The 19,437-nt window shown below is 69.6% G+C and carries 21 protein-coding genes and 4 pseudogenes; 16 read left to right on the forward strand and 9 right to left on the reverse strand.

From position 1 onward, the window contains the following. From AC2VOR_RS08235 to AC2VOR_RS08265, 7 genes and pseudogenes are all read left to right on the forward strand, one after another. A pseudogene (locus AC2VOR_RS08235) lies at positions 1-115 on the forward strand (hypothetical protein); the annotation flags it as partial. A 10-nt stretch (positions 116-125) separates the two neighbouring features. Beyond that, complete coding sequence (locus AC2VOR_RS08240; RefSeq protein WP_486963568.1) at positions 126-269, forward strand: hypothetical protein; 144 nt, start codon at positions 126-128, stop codon at positions 267-269. Further along, positions 253-1,035 carry an SDR family NAD(P)-dependent oxidoreductase gene (locus AC2VOR_RS08245; RefSeq protein ID WP_486963569.1) on the forward strand — a complete coding sequence of 261 codons (783 nt, stop codon included), beginning with the start codon at positions 253-255 and terminating at the stop codon, positions 1,033-1,035. The genes AC2VOR_RS08240 and AC2VOR_RS08245 overlap by 17 nt, the downstream gene beginning before the upstream one ends. Further along, positions 1,032-1,898 (forward strand): TIGR03619 family F420-dependent LLM class oxidoreductase, encoded by an 867-nt coding sequence (locus tag AC2VOR_RS08250; protein WP_486963570.1) that lies wholly within the window; start codon positions 1,032-1,034, stop codon positions 1,896-1,898. The genes AC2VOR_RS08245 and AC2VOR_RS08250 overlap by 4 nt, the downstream gene beginning before the upstream one ends. Then, on the forward strand, positions 1,895-2,626 hold the full coding sequence (locus AC2VOR_RS08255) for a hypothetical protein (protein WP_486963571.1): 732 nt from the start codon (positions 1,895-1,897) through the stop codon (positions 2,624-2,626). Before AC2VOR_RS08250 ends, AC2VOR_RS08255 begins: the two co-directional genes overlap by 4 nt. A 100-nt stretch (positions 2,627-2,726) precedes the next feature. Next, positions 2,727-3,221: a lipoprotein LpqH gene (locus tag AC2VOR_RS08260; RefSeq protein ID WP_486963572.1), complete on the forward strand. Its 495-nt coding sequence runs from the start codon at positions 2,727-2,729 to the stop codon at positions 3,219-3,221. 53 nt (positions 3,222-3,274) lie between these two features. Then, positions 3,275-4,264 (forward strand): alpha/beta fold hydrolase, encoded by a 990-nt coding sequence (locus AC2VOR_RS08265; protein ID WP_486963573.1) that lies wholly within the window; start codon positions 3,275-3,277, stop codon positions 4,262-4,264. Here AC2VOR_RS08265 and AC2VOR_RS08270 read toward each other — a convergent pair. Next, the gene (locus AC2VOR_RS08270) at positions 4,261-5,463 is read right to left on the reverse strand and encodes a cytochrome P450 (protein ID WP_486963574.1); all 1,203 of its coding nucleotides are present in this window, start codon (positions 5,461-5,463) and stop codon (positions 4,261-4,263) included. The two genes, AC2VOR_RS08265 and AC2VOR_RS08270, sit on opposite strands and share 4 nt — an antisense overlap. Before the next feature lie 17 nt (positions 5,464-5,480). Next, on the reverse strand, positions 5,481-6,125 hold the full coding sequence (locus AC2VOR_RS08275) for a TetR/AcrR family transcriptional regulator (protein WP_486963575.1): 645 nt from the start codon (positions 6,123-6,125) through the stop codon (positions 5,481-5,483). A 188-nt stretch (positions 6,126-6,313) separates the two neighbouring features. On the opposite strand from AC2VOR_RS08275, the gene AC2VOR_RS08280 reads away from it, so the two are divergent. Beyond that, complete coding sequence (locus tag AC2VOR_RS08280) at positions 6,314-7,099, forward strand: spirocyclase AveC family protein (protein ID WP_486963576.1); 786 nt, start codon at positions 6,314-6,316, stop codon at positions 7,097-7,099. 4 nt (positions 7,100-7,103) lie between these two features. On the opposite strand, the gene AC2VOR_RS08285 is transcribed toward AC2VOR_RS08280, so the two are convergent. The 3 genes and pseudogenes from AC2VOR_RS08285 to AC2VOR_RS08295 all read right to left on the reverse strand — a co-directional run. Next, positions 7,104-8,078 carry an LLM class flavin-dependent oxidoreductase gene (locus tag AC2VOR_RS08285; RefSeq protein WP_486963577.1) on the reverse strand — a complete coding sequence of 325 codons (975 nt, stop codon included), beginning with the start codon at positions 8,076-8,078 and terminating at the stop codon, positions 7,104-7,106. An 8-nt stretch (positions 8,079-8,086) separates the two neighbouring features. Further along, positions 8,087-8,398: pseudogene (locus AC2VOR_RS08290) on the reverse strand (dihydrodipicolinate reductase); the annotation flags it as partial. A 178-nt stretch (positions 8,399-8,576) separates the two neighbouring features. Continuing rightward, positions 8,577-9,290: pseudogene (locus AC2VOR_RS08295) on the reverse strand (LLM class flavin-dependent oxidoreductase); the annotation flags it as partial. A 208-nt stretch (positions 9,291-9,498) separates the two neighbouring features. Between AC2VOR_RS08295 and AC2VOR_RS08300 the strand changes: the two are divergent. Beyond that, positions 9,499-10,593 carry an NAD(P)H-dependent amine dehydrogenase family protein gene (locus AC2VOR_RS08300; protein ID WP_486963578.1) on the forward strand — a complete coding sequence of 365 codons (1,095 nt, stop codon included), beginning with the start codon at positions 9,499-9,501 and terminating at the stop codon, positions 10,591-10,593. Between the two features lie 9 nt (positions 10,594-10,602). Beyond that, a pseudogene (locus tag AC2VOR_RS08305) lies at positions 10,603-10,827 on the forward strand (cystathionine beta-lyase); the annotation flags it as partial. On the opposite strand, the gene AC2VOR_RS08310 reads toward AC2VOR_RS08305, so the two are convergent. Further along, entirely contained in the window at positions 10,813-11,631 is an 819-nt protein-coding gene (locus tag AC2VOR_RS08310) for a tyrosine-protein phosphatase (RefSeq protein ID WP_486963579.1), read from the reverse strand. The pseudogene AC2VOR_RS08305 and the gene AC2VOR_RS08310 sit on opposite strands and share 15 nt — an antisense overlap. 206 nt (positions 11,632-11,837) lie before the next feature. On the opposite strand from AC2VOR_RS08310, the gene AC2VOR_RS08315 reads away from it, so the two are divergent. Further along, the gene (locus AC2VOR_RS08315) at positions 11,838-12,743 is read left to right on the forward strand and encodes a haloalkane dehalogenase (RefSeq protein ID WP_486963580.1); all 906 of its coding nucleotides are present in this window, start codon (positions 11,838-11,840) and stop codon (positions 12,741-12,743) included. A gap of 143 nt (positions 12,744-12,886) precedes the next feature. Here AC2VOR_RS08315 and AC2VOR_RS08320 read toward each other — a convergent pair whose 3' ends face one another. Then, positions 12,887-13,615, reverse strand: a complete 729-nt coding sequence (locus AC2VOR_RS08320; RefSeq protein WP_486963581.1) for a 3'(2'),5'-bisphosphate nucleotidase CysQ — start codon at positions 13,613-13,615, stop codon at positions 12,887-12,889. A gap of 184 nt (positions 13,616-13,799) precedes the next feature. Here AC2VOR_RS08320 and AC2VOR_RS08325 point away from each other — a divergent pair, with 184 nt between their 5' ends. Beyond that, positions 13,800-14,351 (forward strand): hypothetical protein, encoded by a 552-nt coding sequence (locus AC2VOR_RS08325; RefSeq protein WP_486963588.1) that lies wholly within the window; start codon positions 13,800-13,802, stop codon positions 14,349-14,351. Between the two features lie 35 nt (positions 14,352-14,386). On the opposite strand, the gene AC2VOR_RS08330 is transcribed toward AC2VOR_RS08325, so the two are convergent. Then, on the reverse strand, positions 14,387-15,562 hold the full coding sequence (locus AC2VOR_RS08330) for a thiolase family protein (protein ID WP_486963582.1): 1,176 nt from the start codon (positions 15,560-15,562) through the stop codon (positions 14,387-14,389). A gap of 120 nt (positions 15,563-15,682) precedes the next feature. Between AC2VOR_RS08330 and AC2VOR_RS08335 the strand changes: the two genes are divergently transcribed. The 4 genes from AC2VOR_RS08335 to AC2VOR_RS08350 all read left to right on the forward strand — a co-directional run bounded on the left by AC2VOR_RS08335 (position 15,683) and on the right by AC2VOR_RS08350 (position 19,119). Next, entirely contained in the window at positions 15,683-16,813 is a 1,131-nt protein-coding gene (locus AC2VOR_RS08335; protein WP_486963583.1) for an NDMA-dependent alcohol dehydrogenase, read from the forward strand. A 27-nt stretch (positions 16,814-16,840) separates the two neighbouring features. Beyond that, positions 16,841-17,230, forward strand: coding sequence for a DoxX family protein (locus AC2VOR_RS08340; RefSeq protein WP_486963584.1), 390 nt, complete (start codon positions 16,841-16,843; stop codon positions 17,228-17,230). Positions 17,231-17,514: 284 nt separating this feature from the next. Continuing rightward, positions 17,515-18,234, forward strand: coding sequence for a hypothetical protein (locus AC2VOR_RS08345; protein ID WP_486963585.1), 720 nt, complete (start codon positions 17,515-17,517; stop codon positions 18,232-18,234). A 27-nt stretch (positions 18,235-18,261) separates the two neighbouring features. Further along, positions 18,262-19,119, forward strand: coding sequence for a DMT family transporter (locus tag AC2VOR_RS08350; protein WP_486963586.1), 858 nt, complete (start codon positions 18,262-18,264; stop codon positions 19,117-19,119). A 5-nt stretch (positions 19,120-19,124) separates the two neighbouring features. Here AC2VOR_RS08350 and AC2VOR_RS08355 read toward each other — a convergent pair. Further along, on the reverse strand, positions 19,125-19,437 hold a 313-nt coding region (locus AC2VOR_RS08355; protein ID WP_486963587.1), incomplete at its 5' end, for an LLM class flavin-dependent oxidoreductase.

Genomic DNA, 19,437 nt, shown 5'->3' on the forward strand with positions numbered 1-19,437 from the left:
GGCGCTCGCCGCGACGGGCCGCCGGGCGGCGCTGTATCCGGGGTCGTGGTCGGAGTGGAGTTCGGATCCGGCCCGCGCCGTGAGCCGCGGTCCGGAACAGTGCACCCGCCCATAGGATCGGCCCGATGCTCGAGGTGATCGACAAGGGGCCCCGCCGCCACGACATGAGGCTCGAGCTCGGCCGGGCCGGCGTGGCCGGCCGCATTCACGCATGGCTGCAGTCCGTGGCGGAAGGACTAAAAGGGAGGCGCGATGACAGGCCGGCTTGAGGGCAAGGTCGCGATCGTCACCGGCGCCAGCACCGGGCTGGGCCCGGTGCTGGGCGCGCTGTTCGTCCGCGAGGGCGCCCGGGTGCTGCTGGCTGCGCGACGCGAGGACCTGGTCCGCGCGGCCGCGGCGGAGGCCGGTCCCGGCGCGATCGCCATGCGCGCCGACGTGACCGACGAGGGCGACGTCGCGGCCATGGTGTCGCGGGCGGTCGAGGAGTTCGGGCACGTCGACATCCTGTGCAACAACGCCGCCGCGCCCGGGCAGGATCGCTGGATCTGGGAGCAGACGCTGGAGAACTGGAACGCCACGATCGCCATCGACGTCACCGCGGCGATGCTGTGCACCCGCGAGGTGCTCAACCAGTCGATGCTGCAACGCCGCAGCGGCGTGATCCTGAACTTCTCCTCCACCGCCGGCTACACCGGCGTCGTGCGCAAGAGCCACTACGTCACCGCCAAGGCGTCGCTGCGGGCGTTCACCAAATCGGTTGCGCTGGAAGTCGGTTCGTACGGCATTCGGTGCAACTGCATCGTCCCCGGCTCGATCGACACCGAGCTGTGGCGCAACTGGGTGCGGCGCAGCGCCGAGGAGCAGGGCGTCGACTTCGCGACACAGCGCGCGAGAATCCTCAAAGGCGTCGCACTGCGGGACATCTCCTCGACCGAGGACGTCGCCAACCTGGCGTTGTTCCTGGCCGGCGACGAGAGCAGAACCATTACGGGCCAATCCATCCCCGTCGACGCCGGGGGGTACCTGCAGGGATGAGCACCACCCCCGTACGGCTGTCGGTGGCCACACCGGTGGTGACGATGCTTCCCCACCTCAGCGGCGACTGGGAGAACGACGCCTCCATCGACGACCTGGCCCGCATCGCCGAGGCCGCGGACCGCCTCGGCTATCACCACCTGACCTGCAGCGAGCACATCGCGCTGCCCGCCGCCGAAAAGGGCCGCCGCGGCGCCCGGTACTGGGACCCGCTGGCCACCTTCGGTTATCTCGCCGCACGCACGCGCCGAATCCGGCTGGCCACCAACGTGTTGGTGCTCGGCTACCACCATCCGCTGGAGATCGCCAAGCGCTACGGGACGCTGGACAAAGTCAGCAACGGCAGGGTCGTCCTCGGGGTGGGCGTCGGCAGCCTCGAGGCGGAGTTCGACCTGCTCGGCGCGCCCTTCGCCGACCGCGGCGCGCGCGCCGACGACGCGCTGCGCGCGTTGCGGGCCGCGCTGTCGGTCACCGAACCCGTCTACCACGGCGAGTTCTACGCGTTCGACGGTGTGGTCGTCGACCCGTGCGCGGTGCAGGAGCGGGTGCCGATCTGGATCGGTGGGCGCACGCTGCGCTCGCTGCGCCGGGCGGTCACCCTGGCCGACGGCTGGGCGCCCTTCAACGTGAGCCTGCAACAGGCCCGGGACTGGCTGGGCCGCTTCGAGTTACCGCCGGGGTTCGAGGTCGTGCTGCCCCCGCCGGCGCTGCTGGACCCGATCGGCGAGCCCGAACGCACCCGTGCGCTGCTCGCCGAGACCGCCGCGCACGGCGCCACCATCGTCAGCGCCGTGTTCGCCCATCGCTCGCCGGCGCACTACCTGGACGCCCTGCAGGCGCTGGCCGAGCTGGGTGCGCCGTGAACCGAGTCAAGGCAGGGTTTTTCAGCTTCACCGCCGCCGCGCCGCGCGACGACGACGGCGGCTACCTGCGCTGGCACCTGCTCGACCACATGCCCGAGCAGTACCAGCTGCCCGGGATCGTGCTCGGGATGCGCTGGATCGCCGACGGCGACTATCCCGGCCACCGGCTGGCGGCGCGCGGGGTGCTGACCGAGCTGGGCAACGTCGTGCACTATCTGGTCGGCGATCCCGTCGAGCAGACGTTCGACGACTTCGTCGCGCTCGGCCGCGCACTGCGCGACAACGGCCGGTTCCCGGTGGTGCGGCCGTCGCTGCAGGTGGCCGGGCTGCGGCTGCTGCAGTGGCATGCCGCCTCCCACGCACTCGTCTCCGACGTGGTGGTGCCGTTCCGGCCGCACCGCGGCGTCGTGCTGATCGTGGAAGAACCCGTCGACGGCCGGCCCGACGCCTGGCTGCAATGGCTGCACGCCGAGCACTATCCGGAGCTGCTCGCCACGCCCGGCACCGTCGGCGCGTGGACGTTCGGGACCGGCACCGGCTGGAGCCATCGGCCGCGGGGCTGGCACACCGGCCACCAGTACGTCACCGTGGTCTACCTCGACGACGACCCGCTCGCCACCACCGCCGCGCTGGCCCCGCTCATCGAGCGGCGGTGGCGGTCCGCGGCCGTGCGGCCCGTCTTCGCCGGTCCGCTACGGGCCATGATCGGGTGGGAAGCCTGGCCGTGAGTCGGCGGGTACCCGAGTTTGACTCGCCGCCAGAGACATGAGACCTTCCGGAAACGAACGGGCCTTATAGTCCTCCTGGCGGTCTAGCAAAGGAAGAGAGATGCGGCGGACGGTTGCCGGGATCGGCGTGGCCCTGGTGGCGGCGAGCCTGCCGGCGTGCAGCAGCGGCGGCGGCCGGCAGACCGCCACGCCCGGTACCAGTACCGTTCCGGTGAGCCCGACCACCGTCATGGTCGGCGGCACCACCCAGACCATGATGTCGCCGGTGAACTGCACCACCACGGCGGCGGAGCGCGACGCGACGCCGCCGGAAGCGGGGGACCTGACCATCCGCATCGCCGTCCACGACGACGCGTCCTCGGTGCGGCTGACCCTGTCCGACCTGAATCCCCCGACCGTCGACGGCTTCGCGATCTCGCTGAAGGTGGGCGACGGCCGGTATCAGTTCCCGTACCAGGCACCGCAGTCACCGATCCAGGTCCAGGCGACCAAGGACGGCAAGAGCTACACGGTGACGGGCACGGGTGAGGCGACGACACCGGATCAAAGCGGTACGCGCCAGGTGACATTCGGCATCCACGTGACCTGCCCGTAGGCGCGGGTCAGGGGTAGTTGTCTAACCGCCGTCACCTCTGAGATGCTGGCACCTTGGACATCTTCGCGGAGTGGCAGAAAGACAGCACGCAGCTTCGTTGGCGGTCCACCACGGCGGCCAACAACGGAACCGAGGTCTCGGTGTTCACCCGCCGGTGCGGAACGCCCGGTGCGCCCGCGCTTGTGCTGGTGCACGGCTTCCCGACGTCGAGCATCGACTATTACGGATTGTCGCGGGAGCTGAGCTCCGAGTTCGACATCCACGTCCTGGACTTCCCCGGCTACGGGCTGTCCGACAAGCCACCCGAGCCCTACGTGTACTCGCTGTACGACGACGCACGCCTGCTCGTCGACGCGATCACCCGGGTGTGGCAGCTGAGCGAGTACCGCATGCTCGCCCACGACCGCGGCAGCAGCGTCGCGATGATCGCCGTGGGCATGCTCGCCGACCTGGACCCGCCGGCGGTGCCCGTCGACCTCTTCCTGACCAACGCCAACATCTATCTCCCGCTGTCCAACCTCACCTCGTTCCAGACCGCGCTGCTCGACGACGCGACCGCACGCGACACCGCGGCCGCTGTCACCCCGGAGATGCTGGCGACGGGCATGGGGGCGGGCACCTTCATGCCCCGTCGCACACTGGAAGACCCCGAGATCGCGGCAATGGCGAAGTGTTTCGCCCACAACGACGGGGTCCGGGTGCTGCCCGACACCATCAAGTACCTGCACGAGCGCGCCGCCGACGAAACCGGTTGGCTCGAAGCGCTTTCCACCAGCCCGGTCAACACCACGCTGGCGTGGGGCCTGCACGACAGCATCGCGCCCCTGCGCGTGCCCAACCACGTCTGGCAGGCGTACCTGAAGAACAAGCCGGGCCGCAACCGCTACTGGGTGGTTCCCCACGCCGATCACTACCTGCAGTGCGACGCGCCCGGGCAACTGGCCCAGATCGTCCGGCTCACCGCCCAGGGCGTGGAGCTGCCGCTGCAGACGCTCGGCGACGAGCCCGACGGCGCGGTGCTGATCGACAAGACCGCCGTCTAACCGGTGACGACGGGCAGCCGCGCCCACCCGCGCACGCTGGCGGTGTGTGCGCGCTGCGCGTTGGCGTAGTCGACGTCCCACTCGGGCCAGCGCTGGAGCACCTCCTCGAGCGCCACCTTGGCCTCCATCCGGGCCAGCGCCGAGCCGAGGCAGAAATGCAGCCCCTGGCCGAAGCTGAGGTGGCCGCCGCGGCGGTGGATGTCGAAGCGGTCCGGATCGGTGAACCGCCGTTCGTCCCTGTTGGCAGAACCGTTGAGCAGCAACATGAACGAGCCCTCCGGCACGACGCGGCCGTGGTGCTCGGCGCCGCGGGCGACGTAGCGGGCCTGCACCGGCGAGGGCGCCTCGTAGCGCAGCGTCTCCTCCACCGCCCCGGGGATCAGCGTCGGGTCGGCGACGAGCTCGCGGCGCTGCTCCGGGTGCTCCGCCAGCAGCTGCCCCGCGAATCCGATGAGCCGGGCGGTGGTCTCGTTGCCGGCACCGGCGATCATGGCGGTGTAGGACAGCACCTCGGTGCGCGACAGCGGGCGTCGCGTGCCGTCGGGCTCGTCGATCTCGGCCCGCAGCAGGTCGGTCATCAGATCGTCGGAGGGGTGATCTGCGCGCCAGTCGATGTACTCGGCGAACATGACGATCATGTCCTCGAACACACTCGGATCGGCCTCGTCGAGCCGGCGGCCCCCGGCCGCCTCGATCAGGGTCCCGTTGCGATCGCGGATGTTCGCCTGGTCCTTTTCGGGAATGCCGAGCAGATATCCGATGGTCCGCATCGGCAACATCGCCCCGAGATCGGCGACGAAGTCGAAGCCGCCCGCGCCGATCAACGGGTCCAGCTCGCGCACACAGAACCCGCGCACCAAAGACTCCACGGCCAGCATCCGGCGTGGGGTGAACACCCGCGCCAGCAGGCGCCGGTGCAAATCGTGCAGCGGGGGATCCTCGAACAGCAGGATGCCCGGCGGCACTTCGATGTTGGCGAACAGGATGTCGGCGGTGGTGCCGCGCCCGGAGCGGTAGGTCTGCCAGTTGGGCAGCTCACGCGCCACGTCCTCGTATCGGCTGAGCGCGTAAAAGTTGTACTTCTCGTTGTAATACAGCGGCGCCTCGTCGCGCATACGCTGCCACACGGGGTACGGGTCGTCGTCGATGCCGGAGTCGAACGGGTCGTAGTACAACTCGACGGCGCTGGTTTCTGTCATCGCATCCCTTCGCTGACTCACTCGTGCCGGTGCAGGAAGCCGTGCAGGATCGCCTGGACGAGTTCCTCGACGATCACCTCCCGCGGCGGGGGCTCGGCCCCGAAGTAGGTCGACCGCAGCGCGGCCATGCCGGCGATCATCGCCACCGTCGAGTGGGCCGGCAGGTCGGGGTGCTCCGAGCGCATCCCGCGCAGGTTCATGCCCTCGGCGCTGATCCGGCCGAGCACGGTGAGCGCGCGCCGCACCTCGGCCAGGCCCGCGTCCGCCTTTTCCTCCTCGCTGAGCGCCCCGGACGCCATCAGCGTCAGCAGCAGGCCCTGGTGCTCGACGAACACGTCGTAGAGGTGCCCGACGAAAAGCCCGGCCAGTTCTTCCTCGTCGGTCTCCTCCGGGACGATCGACTGCCACGTCCGGCCGAATTCGTCGACGAAGCTGGTGAACGGCAGGACCAGGGCCTCGCGGAACAGCGCCGCCTTGGAGCCGAAGTGGCGGAACAGCAGGTGCTCGGTGACGCCGGCGGCCTGCGCGATCTCGCGCGTCGTGGTGCCGCGATAGTCCTGGCGGGCGAACAGGTTTCGGGCGGCGTCGAGCAGCAGGCCTCGCGGCGCGCCGCGCGGTCGGCGCCCCGCGGGAGTGCGCTCCCCGGAAGCCCGCTGGGCCATGGTGATTCCTCCTCGGAGCGCACGCGCCGGTTGACGACCGTTAAGATAGCATGCACTATTCTAAGCCATCGGCTCGGCGGCGAAAGGAGTGCGGACGTGGGCGCCGTCATCATGCTGGGCACGCTGTTCGGGCTGATCGCCCTGATCTTCGGACTGGTGCTGCGCTTCGACCCGGAAGCGCGGAAGCGTTGAGCGCGCAGATGACGCCGGTGATGCAGGCGGCCAGCGACTTCGCGCTCGTCGGGGGCATCGCGTTCACCGCGCTCGGGGCCTACCTCAGCGTTCGCCGGCGCGGCCTGCACCCACTGCTGCTGCTGTGCATCTCGGCGCTGTCGTTCTCGTGGATCGAGGCGCCCTACGACTGGGCGATGTACGCGCAGTTCCCGCCGGCCATCCCCCGCATGCCGTCGTGGTGGCCGCTGAACGTGACGTGGGGCGGGTTGCCGTTGTTCGTTCCCGTGGGCTACATCTCCTACTTCGTGCTGCCCGCCGTCACGGGCACGGCGCTGGGTCGATGGCTGAGCGCTCGGTTCGGATGGCGCAGGCCACCAACGCTGTTGGTGGTGGGCCTGATCGTCGGCTTCTGCTGGGCGCTGTTGTTCAACGGGTTCCTCGGCGCGAAACTCGGCGTGTTCTACTACGGCCGCGTGATCCCCGGGCTGGCCATCCGCGAAGGGACGGTGCATCAGTACCCGCTCTACGACTCCCTAGCAATGGCCATTCAGATGATGGTGTTCACCTACCTGCTGGGGCGCACCGATGCCCGGGGGCGCAACGTCATCGAGATGTGGGCCGACAAGCGCGCGAAGAGCCGCCTGCAATCGGCGCTGCTGTCCGTGGTCGCCGTCGTCGTCATCGGAAACGCCCTCTACGGCGCGGTTTTCGCGCCACACCTGGTGACCAAGCTCGGGGGCTGGGTGACCGCCGGGTCTACGGAGCAGTTGTTCCCGGGCGTGCCGAACCAACCCGAGTGACTCCTCAGCGGCTCGCCTCGGGCAGCACGACCTCGCCGACCCTCTTGAGGTAGGGCCACGCGATCTCGGGCGGCAGCCCGCCGCACAGCGGCGAGAGGTTGAGCACCTGTCCGGCTCGCACCCGCGAGATCGCTTCGGGGACGGAAAGAATCACGTGCGATGTCCCCGCCTCACGAAGCTCGTCGACGGTGTTGACGTGGCTGAAGCCCGCCGTCGTCTCGTCCCCGGGATTCCACGCGGCATACATGCGCACGTCGTGCAGCAGGTGCTGCCCAATCTCCTTCCACGCCACGTCCACGTCGTCGGCGACGAACATGACCGAGGGCGTGTCGCGGCCGGGAAACATCGTCGGCCCGGGCTCGTGACCGTGCTCGCGGCACGCGGCCTCATAGGCCTCCTGCATGCCCGGCGCGTTGGCGTTGCCCAGCATGCCCAGGCCGTAGCGACCGGCGCGCCGCGCCGCGGCCACCGTGCCGCCGCCCCACAGCATCGACGGCCCGCCGCCGGTCAGCGGCCGGGGTGTCACGGTGATCCGGCGCCCGTCCTCGACGACCGTTTCCCCGGCGAGCAGCCGGCGCAGCAGCGGCAGCTTCTCGTCGGCGAGCCGGCCGCGATCGCCGACCGCCAGGCCGAAATGTTCGAACTCTTCGGGCCGGTAGCCCAGGGCCATGGTGTAGGAGGCCCGCCCGCCGCTGATGATGTCGAGGACGGCCATGTCCTCGGCCAGCCGCACGGGATCGTAGAACGGCAGGATGAGGATCAGGTTCATCGCCAATCGCTTTGTGCGCGCGGCGATTGCCGGCGCTAGGATCATCGGCGACGGCAGGTAGCCGTCCTCGGAGCCGTGGTGCTCACAGAGCACGGCGGCGAGGCCGCCGTGCTCTTCGGCCCAGGCGCACATCTCGGGCACCGCGGCATACAGCGCGGCGGCGGGCGCACCCCAGTCCGGGGCACGCATGTCGAAACGCAAGGTGAACACGGCGACTCCTAGACGAATGCGTGCCGGGGCAACGTGGTCGGGATATCGAGTGAACTTAGCAATCCCGGGGCCACGTCAACGACATAGGGGATCGCATTGACCACCCGCATCGCCGTGGCGGCCATGGCGGCGCAGCCGGCGCCGTGGCCCGCGGCCTCCCCCAGTGTCATCGCGCAGTGGATGTCCGGGTCACCCTCGATGTCGACCCGTTAGGTCGCGTCGAACTCCGACGCTGGCCAGTCGGGTGCCACGTCGCGGGCCATCCGGATGACGTGCTCGATGACGATGGCCTCGTAGCCATGAACCACCCCGGCGGCCCGGGCGCAATGGCAGCGGGCGGCCGCCGCGCACATACTCGGTCGCCTCGCCGGGGGTGAAGATGCGGTAGGGGCCACCTTCTTCGCGCAGCGCCGCCACGCTGTCGGCGCGGGTGATACTGGCGACGGAGTGGTCGTGGGTGCGGTAGGACGCCGCGGTCCGCGCGTCGTGCAACAGGTGCGGCCCCAGCACCTCCCACGCCGCATCGATGTCGTCGGCAACGAAAACCGCTGTCGGAGAACTCGGTTGCGGAAGCTGAACGATACCGGGCTCGTGCCCGTGCGCACGGAATTGCGCTTCGTAATACCCTTGCAGACCGGGCGAGGCCGTCTGGGAGATGAATCCCAGCCCGCAACGCCCGGCCCGCCGCGCCGCGGCCCTGCTGCCGCCGGCCATCAGCGCCATCGGCCCGTCGGGCGACGCACATCGAGGGGTGACGCGCACCGTGCGACCCCGGTATTGCACGGCCTCGCCGCGCACCAGCGGGCCCAGCACGGCCAGCGTCTCGTCGGCGAGCCGACCGCGGGTGCTCATGTCGATGCCGAAGTGGTCGTATTCCTCGCGCCGATGCCCGACTCCGAACGCGTAGGAGACCCGTCCGCGACCGATCAGGTCCAGCACGCTCATCTCTTCGGCGAGCCGCACGGGATCCCACAACGGAATCGGCACCGCGGCCAGCAGGATCGCCAGGTCGCGGGTCCTGGCCGCGATCGCCGCAGCCAGCGTCAGGGGTGCGGGCAGATGCCCGTCCTCGGCGCCGTGGTGCTCGGACAGCACGGCCAGCAGGGCACCCCGGGTTTCCGCCCACGCACACATTTCGATCGCCGCGGCGTAGAGATCGGCGGCGAGCCCGGCCCACGCCGGGGCGCGCATGTCGAACCTGAGCGTGAACATCAGCGCCCGTTCCCGCGGCGGGGCGACGTCGTCGTCACACCCCGCAGACTAACCTAAGATTTGTTCATTAGGATAGTACTTGCTCTCTTAAACCCTTGACCGTGCGCGCCGGCGGCTGTTAGCTTCCGAATCGGACGTTGGGCAGCTGCCGTCGTACGCGTAACGGCCGCTTCAGCTTTCATCACGCGAGCGACCGAGGAGGACGACGATGCCGGCTCAGCGGGTGGTGGTGTGGGCGACGGGCGGCATCGGATCGATCGCCATCAACGCCATCCGGCGGCGACCCAACCTGGACCTGGTCGGTGTGTGGGTGCACTCGCAAGACAAGGTCGGCAGGGACGCCGGGGAACTCGCCGGCGGCGAGCCGATCGGCCTGAAAGCCACCGACGACGCCGACGCGCTGATCGCCCTGAAACCCGACTGCGTGATTTATGCCGCCAGCGGCCCGGAACGCGACGCGCTGGCCATCCCCGACTACGCCAGGCTGCTCGAAGCCGGGATCAACGTCGTCACCACCAGCACCACGCGCCTGGTCAATCCGCACGCCTACCAGCCCGCGGAGTGGCACGACCACTTGGCCGCCGCGGCCGAGCAGGGTCAGGCGTCGCTGTACGCGTCGGGGATCGAGCCGGGCTTCGCCGCCGACTACCTGCCACTGGTGCTGTCCACCCAGTCGGCGTCCATCGAGAAGATCCACGCGTTCGAGATCGGCCTCTACGACGACTACGGCGTCCCCGACATCATGAGCGACGCGTTGGGCTTCGGGCGCCCGCTCGACTACCAGCCCTGGATCGGCTTTCCCGGTGCGATCGCCGGCGAGTGGCAGGGCCAGATCCGGTTGATCGCCGACGCGCTCGGCGGCGAGGTGCAGGAGGTGCGCGAGCGTTTCGACCGCGCGGTCACCAACCGGACCCTGAACGTCGCGATGGGCACCGTCGAAGCGGGAACGTGCGGCGCGCTGCGGATGCAGGCCATCGGGGTGGTCGACGGCCGCGAGGCCATCGTCATCGAACACGTCACGCGACTGGCCCACGACGTCGCCCCCGACTGGCCGACCGGGATCGGCGACCTGTCCTACCGCATCGTCATCAGCGGCGACCCCGACATCGACTGCACCCTGGCGGCGACGCTGAAGGATCCCCGCAGGGCCGGGATCGCGGGCATGACCTCCGGAGCCGGCGCGATGGTCGCCACCGCGATGCGCGTCGTCAACGCCGTCCCGTATGTCGTTGCCGCAGAACCAGGATTGCTCAGTTCGCTGGATCTGCCGTTGACGATCCCGCAGCACGCGCTCGTCACCTAATCTGCGGGAGTGACGTCCAACCCGCTCGAAGAACTCACGCTCGCCCAGCTGCAGCGGCGCACCAGCATGAAGTGGCGCGCGCATCCGGCCGACGTGCTGCCGCTGTGGGTGGCCGAGATGGACGTGCGGCTGACTTCGACGGTGGCCGACGCACTGCGCGATCCTCGTCGAGGCGGTGTCGCGGATGGGCCGGGCGCTGCGCGATTCGCGTTAGCCTCGTCAGCCCAGCAGCGCGGTCCGCGCGCGCCGCACCGCGCCGTCGTCGACGCCGGCGGCGTCGAGGAATCCGCGCAGCGAGCCGTACCGGTCGTCGATAGTCTTGCGGGCGGCCCCGAGGTACTCCTCACGCACACCGAGCACCTGGTCGGGCAGCCGGCCCCGCACGTAGTCGAGGATCTCGGGAGTCACGCTGTCGCTGCGCGCCTCGACGGTGCGCAGGATGCGTTCGCGCAACATCGGAACCGAGTCGTTGCTGGCCAGGAAATCGGCTTTGATCAGGTCGTCGTCCACTCCGACGGCTTCCAGCACGACGGCGACGGCCAGACCGGTGCGGTCCTTGCCTGCGAAGCAGCTGACCAGGACCGATCGCATGTCGCCGATCATCCGGATGACCTGCCCCACCGCCGCGCGGGTGCCGGGCAACGCCGAAAACCGTTCGTACTCCTCGATCATGAACCGGCGTGCGGCCGCGACCGGCTCCTCGTTGTCGGGCTTGTCGGTGAGCATCCGCTCGAAAGCCTGTTCGTGCGGTGCGGCGTGCTCGCCGTCAAACGCGAGCCGATGCACCACGACGCCCTCGGGCACGGCGCTGCCGCCGTGGCGCTCCACCTCGGTGATCGACCGCAGGTCGGCCACATCGGTGACGCCGAGGCGCTCCAGCGCCGCGCGGCCGGCGGCGTCCAGCGCACTCAGCTCACTGGACCGGAAGAGACGGCCGGGACGTATCCCCGTCGCCAGCGCGACATCCCGGCAGTTCCACGCGCCGGATACGTCGGCGGTCGTCGCGGCCGGCCTATTCGAGAGATCAGTGTCGTCCATGTTGCTCGAATCCTAGTGAAGCGCCGATCGGCACCGTCGTTCTCATCTGCATAGACAGTTGACGTGAACGGGCGGTGTCGAGTTTTGACGGCCCCGTCAAGGCCTTTCCGCCGGCCAACGAGAGCACTAACGAAAAACTCCTACTGGACGAATTAGCGTCGCGGAGAGAGGCTTGCAGTGGTGTCCGCGCCCCGGAGGTACTGAATATGCATGTGCTGCGAACCCCCGACTCGCGATTCGAAAACCTGGAGGGATATCCGTTCGTAGCGAACTACCTCGACGTGACGGCGCGCGACACCCGGCCGTTGCGGATGCACTACCTCGACGAAGGCCCCATCGACGGCCCCCCGATCGTGCTGCTGCACGGCGAACCGACCTGGAGCTACCTGTACCGGACGATGATTCCGCCGCTGACCGACGCGGGATACCGGGTGCTCGCCCCGGACCTGATCGGTTTCGGCCGTTCCGACAAGCCCAGCCGGGTCGAGGACTACACCTACCTGCGCCACGTCGAGTGGGTGACCTCGTGGTTCGAGCTGCTCAACCTCAGGGACGTCACGCTGCTCGTGCAGGACTGGGGATCGCTGATCGGCCTGCGCATCGCCGCCGAGCAGGGCGACCGGATCGCGCAGTTGGTCGTGGCGAATGGGTTTCTGCCGACGGCCCGCCAGAGCACCCCTCCCGCCTTCTACGCGTGGCGGGCCTTCGCGCGCTACTCCCCCGTGCTGCCCGCCGGCCGCCTGGTCGCCGTGGGCACCGTCCGGCGCGTTCCCGCCAAGGTGCGGGCGGGCTACGACGCCCCTTTTCCGGACAAGGCATACCAGGCCGGGGCCCGCGCCTTCCCCCAATTGGTGCCGACCTCGCCCGACGACCCGGCCGTCCCCGCCAACCGGGCCGCCTGGGACGCCCTGGGCCACTGGGAAAAGCCGTTTCTTGCCATCTTCGGCGCCCGCGACCCCATCCTGGGGAAGGCCGACCGTCCCCTGATCGACCACATTCCCGGCGCCGCCGGCCAGCCCCACGCCCGCATCAATGCGAGCCATTTCATCCAGGAGGACAGCGGGCCGGAGCTGGCCCAGCGGGTCCTGTCCTGGCAGCAGGCCATTCGCTGAGAGCGCGTGCCACCGCAGCCAGATTGCCGTGGTGGTCGTTCACGGTGCCGCGGGCACAGCCCTGACGGCAATCTCGGCGCGCCCGACTCCAGTACGAATACGCGCTGCCCGCAAAGGGTTTGCGCCCGGCGACCGACGCCGCGTCAGCCGGTGACGGCCAGCACCGCGCGGGCCAGCTCGGGCCGGCACACCACCAGGTCCGGCAGCTTGGGGTCGGGCTGGTTGTAGACCAGCGCGGACCCGTCGATGCGGGAGGTGTGCAACCCGGCGGCGCGGGCCACCGCCACCGGGGCGGCCGAGTCCCATTCGAACTGGCCACCGGCGTGGACGTAGACGTCGGACAGGCCCTGCACGATCGAGGCCACCTTGGCGCCGGCCGAACCCATCTCCACCAGGACACCGTCCAACGCGTCCCGCACGGCCAACGCGATGGCCGGTGGGCGGGTGCGCGAGACCACGATGCGCGGCTTGTCCGGGGCGGCGGGCGGGGCATCGACTTGCGGGGTCGCCAACGTGATCCCCTGCGCCGGCAGCGCCACGGCACCGGCCACCAGCTCGCCGGCCTGCCACAGCGCCACGTGCACCGCCCAGTCGTCGCGGCCGAGTTCGGAGAATTCCCGCGTCCCGTCGAGCGGGTCGACGATCCACACCCGCTCCGAGCGCAGGCGCACCGGATCGTCGGCGCCCTCTTCGGACAGCACCGCGTCGTCGGGCCGTTCGCCCGCGAGCGCCTCCATCAGGAAGTCGTGAGATCGTTTGTCCCCGGCGTTCTTCCGCTCGCCGGCCTCGGCGTCGGCGAATTCCTCGCGCACGCCCAGCAGCAGCCGCCCCGCCTCGGTGGCCAACCGCGCGGCCAGCTGGTGGTCATTCATCGGTGAGCTCCACGGACCATCACACCTCGATACGTCGGTCAGGTTGGTCAAACCTACCCTGCGACGCGCGCGGCGCAGTAATCTCTCCCCGCGTGACATTTCTCTCGGGGGAGCGAATCTGTTGAAGACCGACAATGTCCCCGCGGCGAGCGGGTGGCGACGCATCACCCGCACGCGGCTGATCGTGATCGGTGCCGCGCTGGCCGCGGTGCTGATCGGCGTGTCCGCCTTCGTCGTCGTGACGCTGACCCGCGGCCACCGCACACCGCCGCGGCCCACGACCCAGGCGCCGCCGGCCACCTACGCCATTCCGGGCTGCTACAACCTGTCGGTCCCCCCGCTCGAGCGGCCCAAACGGCTCAACATCGTGGGCTGTGCCAGCGTAGCTGTTGCGCTGCAAGACATGTCGTGGGCGTCGTGGGGACCGCAGGGCGCCGACGGCAAAGGCACCGCCGTGTTCAAGATCTGCGACCCCAACTGTGCGACCGGTTACCAGCTCAAAGATCCGGTGGTCGTGCATGCGTGGAACCCACGGCCCCCGCGCCCCGACGCCATCTGTCAGGCCGGCCTGCAAATATTCGCCGACATGATCCTCGCGTTTCCCGCCGACGTTCCCCCGGCGACCGCCCAGAAGATGAACGCGCGGTACGACGGTGCGCCGGCGGTGCACTACGTCAACTACTCGGGCGCCGATGCCCAGGGGGCCGAGTTCATCGGCTATACCTTCTGCAACTGAAGGGTCGCCCGGCTCCGCCGCCCTCGCGATCGCCGCTAGACCTCGACGACGACGGCGCCGCCCTGCCCGCCGCCCGCGCACATCGCCGCGACGCCGATGCCGCCGCCACGGCGGATCAGCTCGTAGGTCAGCGTGGTGACCATGCGGGCGCCCGAGGCGGCGATGGGATGGCCGAGGCTGCATCCGCTGCCGGAGAAGTTCACCTTCTCCTCGTCGATGCCGTACTCGCGGCAGGCCGCGATCGGCACGGAGGCGAATGCCTCGTTGATCTCCCACAGCGCCACGTCGCCGACCGACAAACCGGCCCGCTGCAGCACCTTCCCGATGGCCTTGACCGCACCCAGGCCACAGTCGCGGGGCGGCACGCCCGCCGCCGCCCAGGCCCTGACCGTGCCCATCACGTTGAGATTTTCGGCGTCGGCGTAGTCGCGGTCGACAAGCGCGACCGCCGCGGCCGCGTCGTTGGTGCCGCTGCTGTTGCCCGCGGTGATCGAGAAGCCCTCGATCTCGGGGTGCAGCACCTTGAGCCCGGCGAGCTTTTCGGCGGTCGTGTCGCGCCGGGGGTGCTCGTCGACGCAGAACTCGGTGACCGAACCGTCGGCCTGGGTGATCTTGAGCGGCATGATCTCGTCGGCGAACTTGCCCGCGTCCATGGCCGCGATCGCGCGCTGATGGGAGCGGGCCGCCCACGCGTCCATCTCCTCGCGGCTGATGCCGACCTTCTGCGCGGTGTTCCAGCCGACGGTGATCGACATGTCCTTGGCGGGGGCGTCCGGGGTCTCGACGTGGGTCGGCGGCATCCACTGCTCCTCGAACTTCAGCTCCGGGCCCGGGATCCGCCAGTTGGTCAGCGGGGTCATCGACAGCGACTGCACGCCACCGGCGATGAGCACCCGTTCCATCCCCGAGCCGATCTGCGCGGCGGCGTTGCCGATCGCGGTGAGGCTGCCCGCGCAGTGCCGGTTCACCGATTGGCCGGGAATGTCCTCCATGCCGCACGCGGTGGCCGCATACCGCGCCAAATCCCCACCCCCGTAATGCGATTCGGCGAAGATCAGGTCGTCGATGGCGGACGGGTCGACACCCGATCGGCGGATCACCTCGGGCAGGACGGCGGTGATCAGCGCCTCGGGCGGGGTGTTGACCAGGGTGCCCTTGAAGGAGCGGCCGATCGCCGTCCGGACGGCTCCGACGATTACGGGTGTAGCCATGGTTCTGCCCCTCGAGCTGTCTGACGGTCGGACGCGGCGAATCGTATCAAATACTGTATAGACAATAGTAATGGGCTAAGTTGACCGGCGGGGGCTCGGCGACGCGACGGAGGCCACACGTTGAAAACCAAAGGCGCCTTGGTCTGGGACGTGAACCAGCCGTGGACGGTCGACGAGATCGAGATCGGCGATCCCCGCCGCGGCGAGGTGACGGTCCAGTTGGAGACGGCCGGTCTGTGCCACTCCGATCACCACCTGCTGACCGGCGACTTCCCCATCCCGAGCTATCCCGTGCTGGGCGGGCACGAGGGTGCCGGCATCGTCACCGACATCGGGCAAGGCGTCGAGGATCTGGCCGTCGGCGATCACGTGGTCATGTCGTTCATTCCCTCCTGCGGCACGTGCACGCCGTGTCAGGTGGGGTTGCGCAACCTGTGCGACCTGGGCATGGGACTGCTCTCGGGTGCCTCGGTGTGTGACGGGTCCTTCCGGGTGACGGCGCGTGGACACGACGTGATCCCGATGTCGCTGCTGGGGACGTTCGCGCCCTACGTGGTGGTGCACCAGACCTCGGTGGTCAAGGTCGACCCCGAGATCCCGTTTGACGTGGCCAGCCTGGTGGGCTGCGGGGTGACGACCGGATACGGCTCGGCGGTGCGCAGCGCGGCCGTGGAACCGGGCGACGACGTCGCGGTCGTCGGCGTCGGCGGGGTCGGCATCGCCGCGGTGCAGGGCGCCAGGATCGCCGGGGCCCGTCGGGTGTTCGCCGTCGATCCCTACGAATGGAAGCGCGAGCAGGCGTTGAAGTTCGGTGCCACCGAAGCTTTTCCGGACGTCGGCACCGCCGCGGCAGCGATCGCCGAGACCACGTGGGGCGCGATGTGCCGCAAGGTGATCGTCACCGTCGGGCACTGCGACGGCAGCGACGTGGAGGCGTGGATGGGGCTGACCGCCAAGGGCGGCACCTGCGTCCTGACGGCGATGGGCAACGTGCTGGCCAACGAGGTCACGCTCAACCTGGCGGGGCTGACGCTGCTGCAGAAGAGTTTGCAGGGTAGCCTGTTCGGGGGCGGCAACCCGCAGCACGACATCCCCGCGATCCTCGAGCTGTACAAGCTGGGGTTGCTCAACCTCGACGACATGGTGACCCGCGAGTACACGCTCGAGCAGATCAACGACGGCTACCGCGACATGCTCGAGGGCCGCATCATCCGCGGGATCATCCGCTTCACCGACGCCGACCGCGCGTAAGCCGGGCGGGCAGGACACAATCGACGCATGACCTCAGCCGTAGCTCGACGTGACGCCAGCAGAACAACCGCCTACCGGGTGGCGGCGATGCTGCTCGGCGTGGGCACCCTGCACTTCGTGGCGCCCAAGCCCTTCGACACCATCGTCCCCGCCGAGTTGCCCGGCAGCGCCCGCCTCTACACCTACGCGTCCGGCGTCGCCGAGATCACGGTGGGGGCGCTGCTGGTGCCGCGGCGCACCCGGCGATCGGCGGCGCTGGCGGCCGCCGTGCTGTTCGTCGGCGTCTTCCCGGCCAATGTGAACATGGTCCGGTTGTGGTGGGACAAGCCCTGGCCGATGCGCATCGCCGCGCTGGCCCGGCTGCCGCTGCAGATCCCGATGGTCGCCATCGCGCTGAAGATCCGGCGCGACAGCTGATCTGACCCGCCCCCTTCCCGCGAGCGCGCGTGTCTGGACGACGACACGCCGATGCGGGCGGCAATTTGCGCACGCTCGCGGCCATGACGATGGCCACGAGCGCGGCGAACAACGAAGACAACCCGTACGGCAGCCCACTCGGAAAGCGGAATGTCGCTGCCGTCCTACTACCGGCCGACGCCCTCGGTCCGTACTTGTGGCAATTCGCGCCGTTCAACGGTCGTTGGGCTCCGCTGCGCGTGATCAGTCCGTCGTGCCGCACGGAAGCGCTTGGCACTCAGGCGATGTGCGAGCATCTGCAGAAGATGGGGGCCTGGACCTCGCAGTGGGCGGTCGGACCGATGCGGGACGGCTACCGCATCGACGTCACCGAGCTGGAATGGGCTTTCCTTCGTCTGGACCGGCGACGGCAAGCCGACGAACTGACCGTCGAATATTCCTCCAGCGCAGACGTTTTCGTCACGGAGATGGCCTGCGACCTGGTCGAACTCTGGGCGCTCAAGCAGGGGTCTCACCGCTGCTGGGCGCCCACGTCCTGGACCACTACCACACCCCGCACTACGCGGTCGGCTATCTCGCCGAACTGGTCGGGCCACAGCTGGCGATGGCCACCCACCTGTCGTGCGACCGCGAACTCGTCGGGGAGACGATCGCCGGCGTGCGGTCGACACTACGAGGGGCTCTTCGCGTTCGGACTCGACAACGTGGTCGTCAACGTCACCAAGGACCGGATCTGGGTCAGGGACGCGGCCCTGCCGGATGCTACCGGCGTCGCCAGGGCAGAAGTGCAGTGGATGATCGAGAGAAACTTCGTCGGCGACCCACCCGGGCAGCTCACCGTCGCGAATCCGGCCGCCACGCCCCAGGAACAATCGGTACGCGACCTGGAAATCGACCCCGCCCGCTTCACACCGCCCGACCAGATGCGACCCTGGGCCCGGACGGCCGCCGCGGAATTCACGATCGACCCCGCACAGATGATCGGGATCTCGCCCCGAAACTGAGGTCGGCTGAGCGCACGGGAGGCATTGGTGGGTAAGACCGACATCGCGGCGGCGCTGGCGGTGGCGGCCGCGCTGATGATGGGCATCGGCGACGTCGTGCAGCAGCGCTCCGCCCAACAGGTCACCCAGCAGCACGTCGGCACCGTCGCCCTGTTCCACCGGCTGCTGCGCGACCGGCAATGGTGGGTGGGCAGCCTGGTGGCCGGCGCCGGCTTCGGGCTGCAGGCCGCAGCGCTCGGCTTCGGCTCCGTCGTGCTGGTGCAAGCGCTGCTGGTGACCTCGCTGCTGTTCGCGTTGGTGATCAGCGCCCGCGCTAAACACCGCAGAATCACACGCGGGCAAGGGTTTTGGGCCGTACTTTTAGCAGCCGCGGTGGCGGTGGTGGTGACGGTCGGCGACCCGCAGGCCGGGGCCCCGCGCGGGTCCCTGCAAACGTGGAGCATCGTGGTGGCGATCATGGGACCGGCGCTGATCCTCTGCGTGCTCGGCGCGCGCATGTTCCCCGGCTCGGTGGCCGCGCTCCTGTTGGGCCTCTTGTCCGGTTCGCTGTGGGGCCTGTTCTCGGTGCTGATGAAGGGCGTCGTCGACCAGCTCGGTCACGGCATCCCGGCGTTGCTGCGCGCACCGGAGATCTACGTGTGGGCGGTGCTCGCGGTCGCCGCGACCGCCTGGGAGCAATCGGCGTTCCGCGCCGGGCCGCTGACGGCGTCGCTACCCGCAGTGACCGTCGCCGAGCCGCTCGTGGGATCGGTCCTCGGCGTCACCGTGCTGGGCGAGACGCTGACCACCGACACCCTCGGCCTGGTGGCGCTGGGCGTGTCCGTCGCGGTGATGGTTGCCGCGACGGTTGCGCTGGCCCGCAGCCAGGCCGCGGCACCCACCTGAGGGCATCAGCCCCGCACGCGGCGGGCCACCTCCCCGTAGCGCTCCACCCGGTCCGCATCGCCCAGGGCGTTGTAGAGCACCAGGCGCGTGGCGATGCCGGCGTACTTGGCCCTCAGCGCATCAGGCAGCCCGTCCCAGGTCGACTCGGTGGCGAAGGCGGCGATGTGGTCGTCGCTGATCTGGGCCGCCATCGCGGCGAAGTCGCCGGCCTTCTGCTTCTCGCGGATCCGGGCGGTCGTGCCCTCGAACCCGGCCTCGTCCCAGATGAACGCGTAGTTGGGGGTGCTGCCGTAGAAACTCATGCTGGCGCGCACCACT

The sequence above is a fragment of the Mycobacterium sp. TH-M103 genome (genome assembly GCF_057473785.1).

Bases quoted from the DNA above. Each gene is read 5' to 3' on its own strand.
- AC2VOR_RS08240 (WP_486963568.1), top strand. From the start codon at position 126: ATGCTCGAGGTGATCGACAAGGGGCCCCGCCGCCACGACATGAGGCTC.
- AC2VOR_RS08245 (WP_486963569.1), top strand. From the start codon at position 253: ATGACAGGCCGGCTTGAGGGCAAGGTCGCGATCGTCACCGGCGCCAGC.
- AC2VOR_RS08250 (WP_486963570.1), top strand. From the start codon at position 1,032: ATGAGCACCACCCCCGTACGGCTGTCGGTGGCCACACCGGTGGTGACG.
- AC2VOR_RS08260 (WP_486963572.1), top strand. From the start codon at position 2,727: ATGCGGCGGACGGTTGCCGGGATCGGCGTGGCCCTGGTGGCGGCGAGC.
- AC2VOR_RS08270 (WP_486963574.1), bottom strand. From the start codon at position 5,463: ATGACAGAAACCAGCGCCGTCGAGTTGTACTACGACCCGTTCGACTCC.
- AC2VOR_RS08275 (WP_486963575.1), bottom strand. From the start codon at position 6,125: ATGGCCCAGCGGGCTTCCGGGGAGCGCACTCCCGCGGGGCGCCGACCG.
- AC2VOR_RS08300 (WP_486963578.1), top strand. From the start codon at position 9,499: ATGCCGGCTCAGCGGGTGGTGGTGTGGGCGACGGGCGGCATCGGATCG.
- AC2VOR_RS08310 (WP_486963579.1), bottom strand. From the start codon at position 11,631: ATGGACGACACTGATCTCTCGAATAGGCCGGCCGCGACGACCGCCGAC.
- AC2VOR_RS08315 (WP_486963580.1), top strand. From the start codon at position 11,838: ATGCATGTGCTGCGAACCCCCGACTCGCGATTCGAAAACCTGGAGGGA.
- AC2VOR_RS08320 (WP_486963581.1), bottom strand. From the start codon at position 13,615: ATGAATGACCACCAGCTGGCCGCGCGGTTGGCCACCGAGGCGGGGCGG.
- AC2VOR_RS08330 (WP_486963582.1), bottom strand. From the start codon at position 15,562: ATGGCTACACCCGTAATCGTCGGAGCCGTCCGGACGGCGATCGGCCGC.
- AC2VOR_RS08340 (WP_486963584.1), top strand. From the start codon at position 16,841: ATGACCTCAGCCGTAGCTCGACGTGACGCCAGCAGAACAACCGCCTAC.
- AC2VOR_RS08345 (WP_486963585.1), top strand. From the start codon at position 17,515: ATGTGCGAGCATCTGCAGAAGATGGGGGCCTGGACCTCGCAGTGGGCG.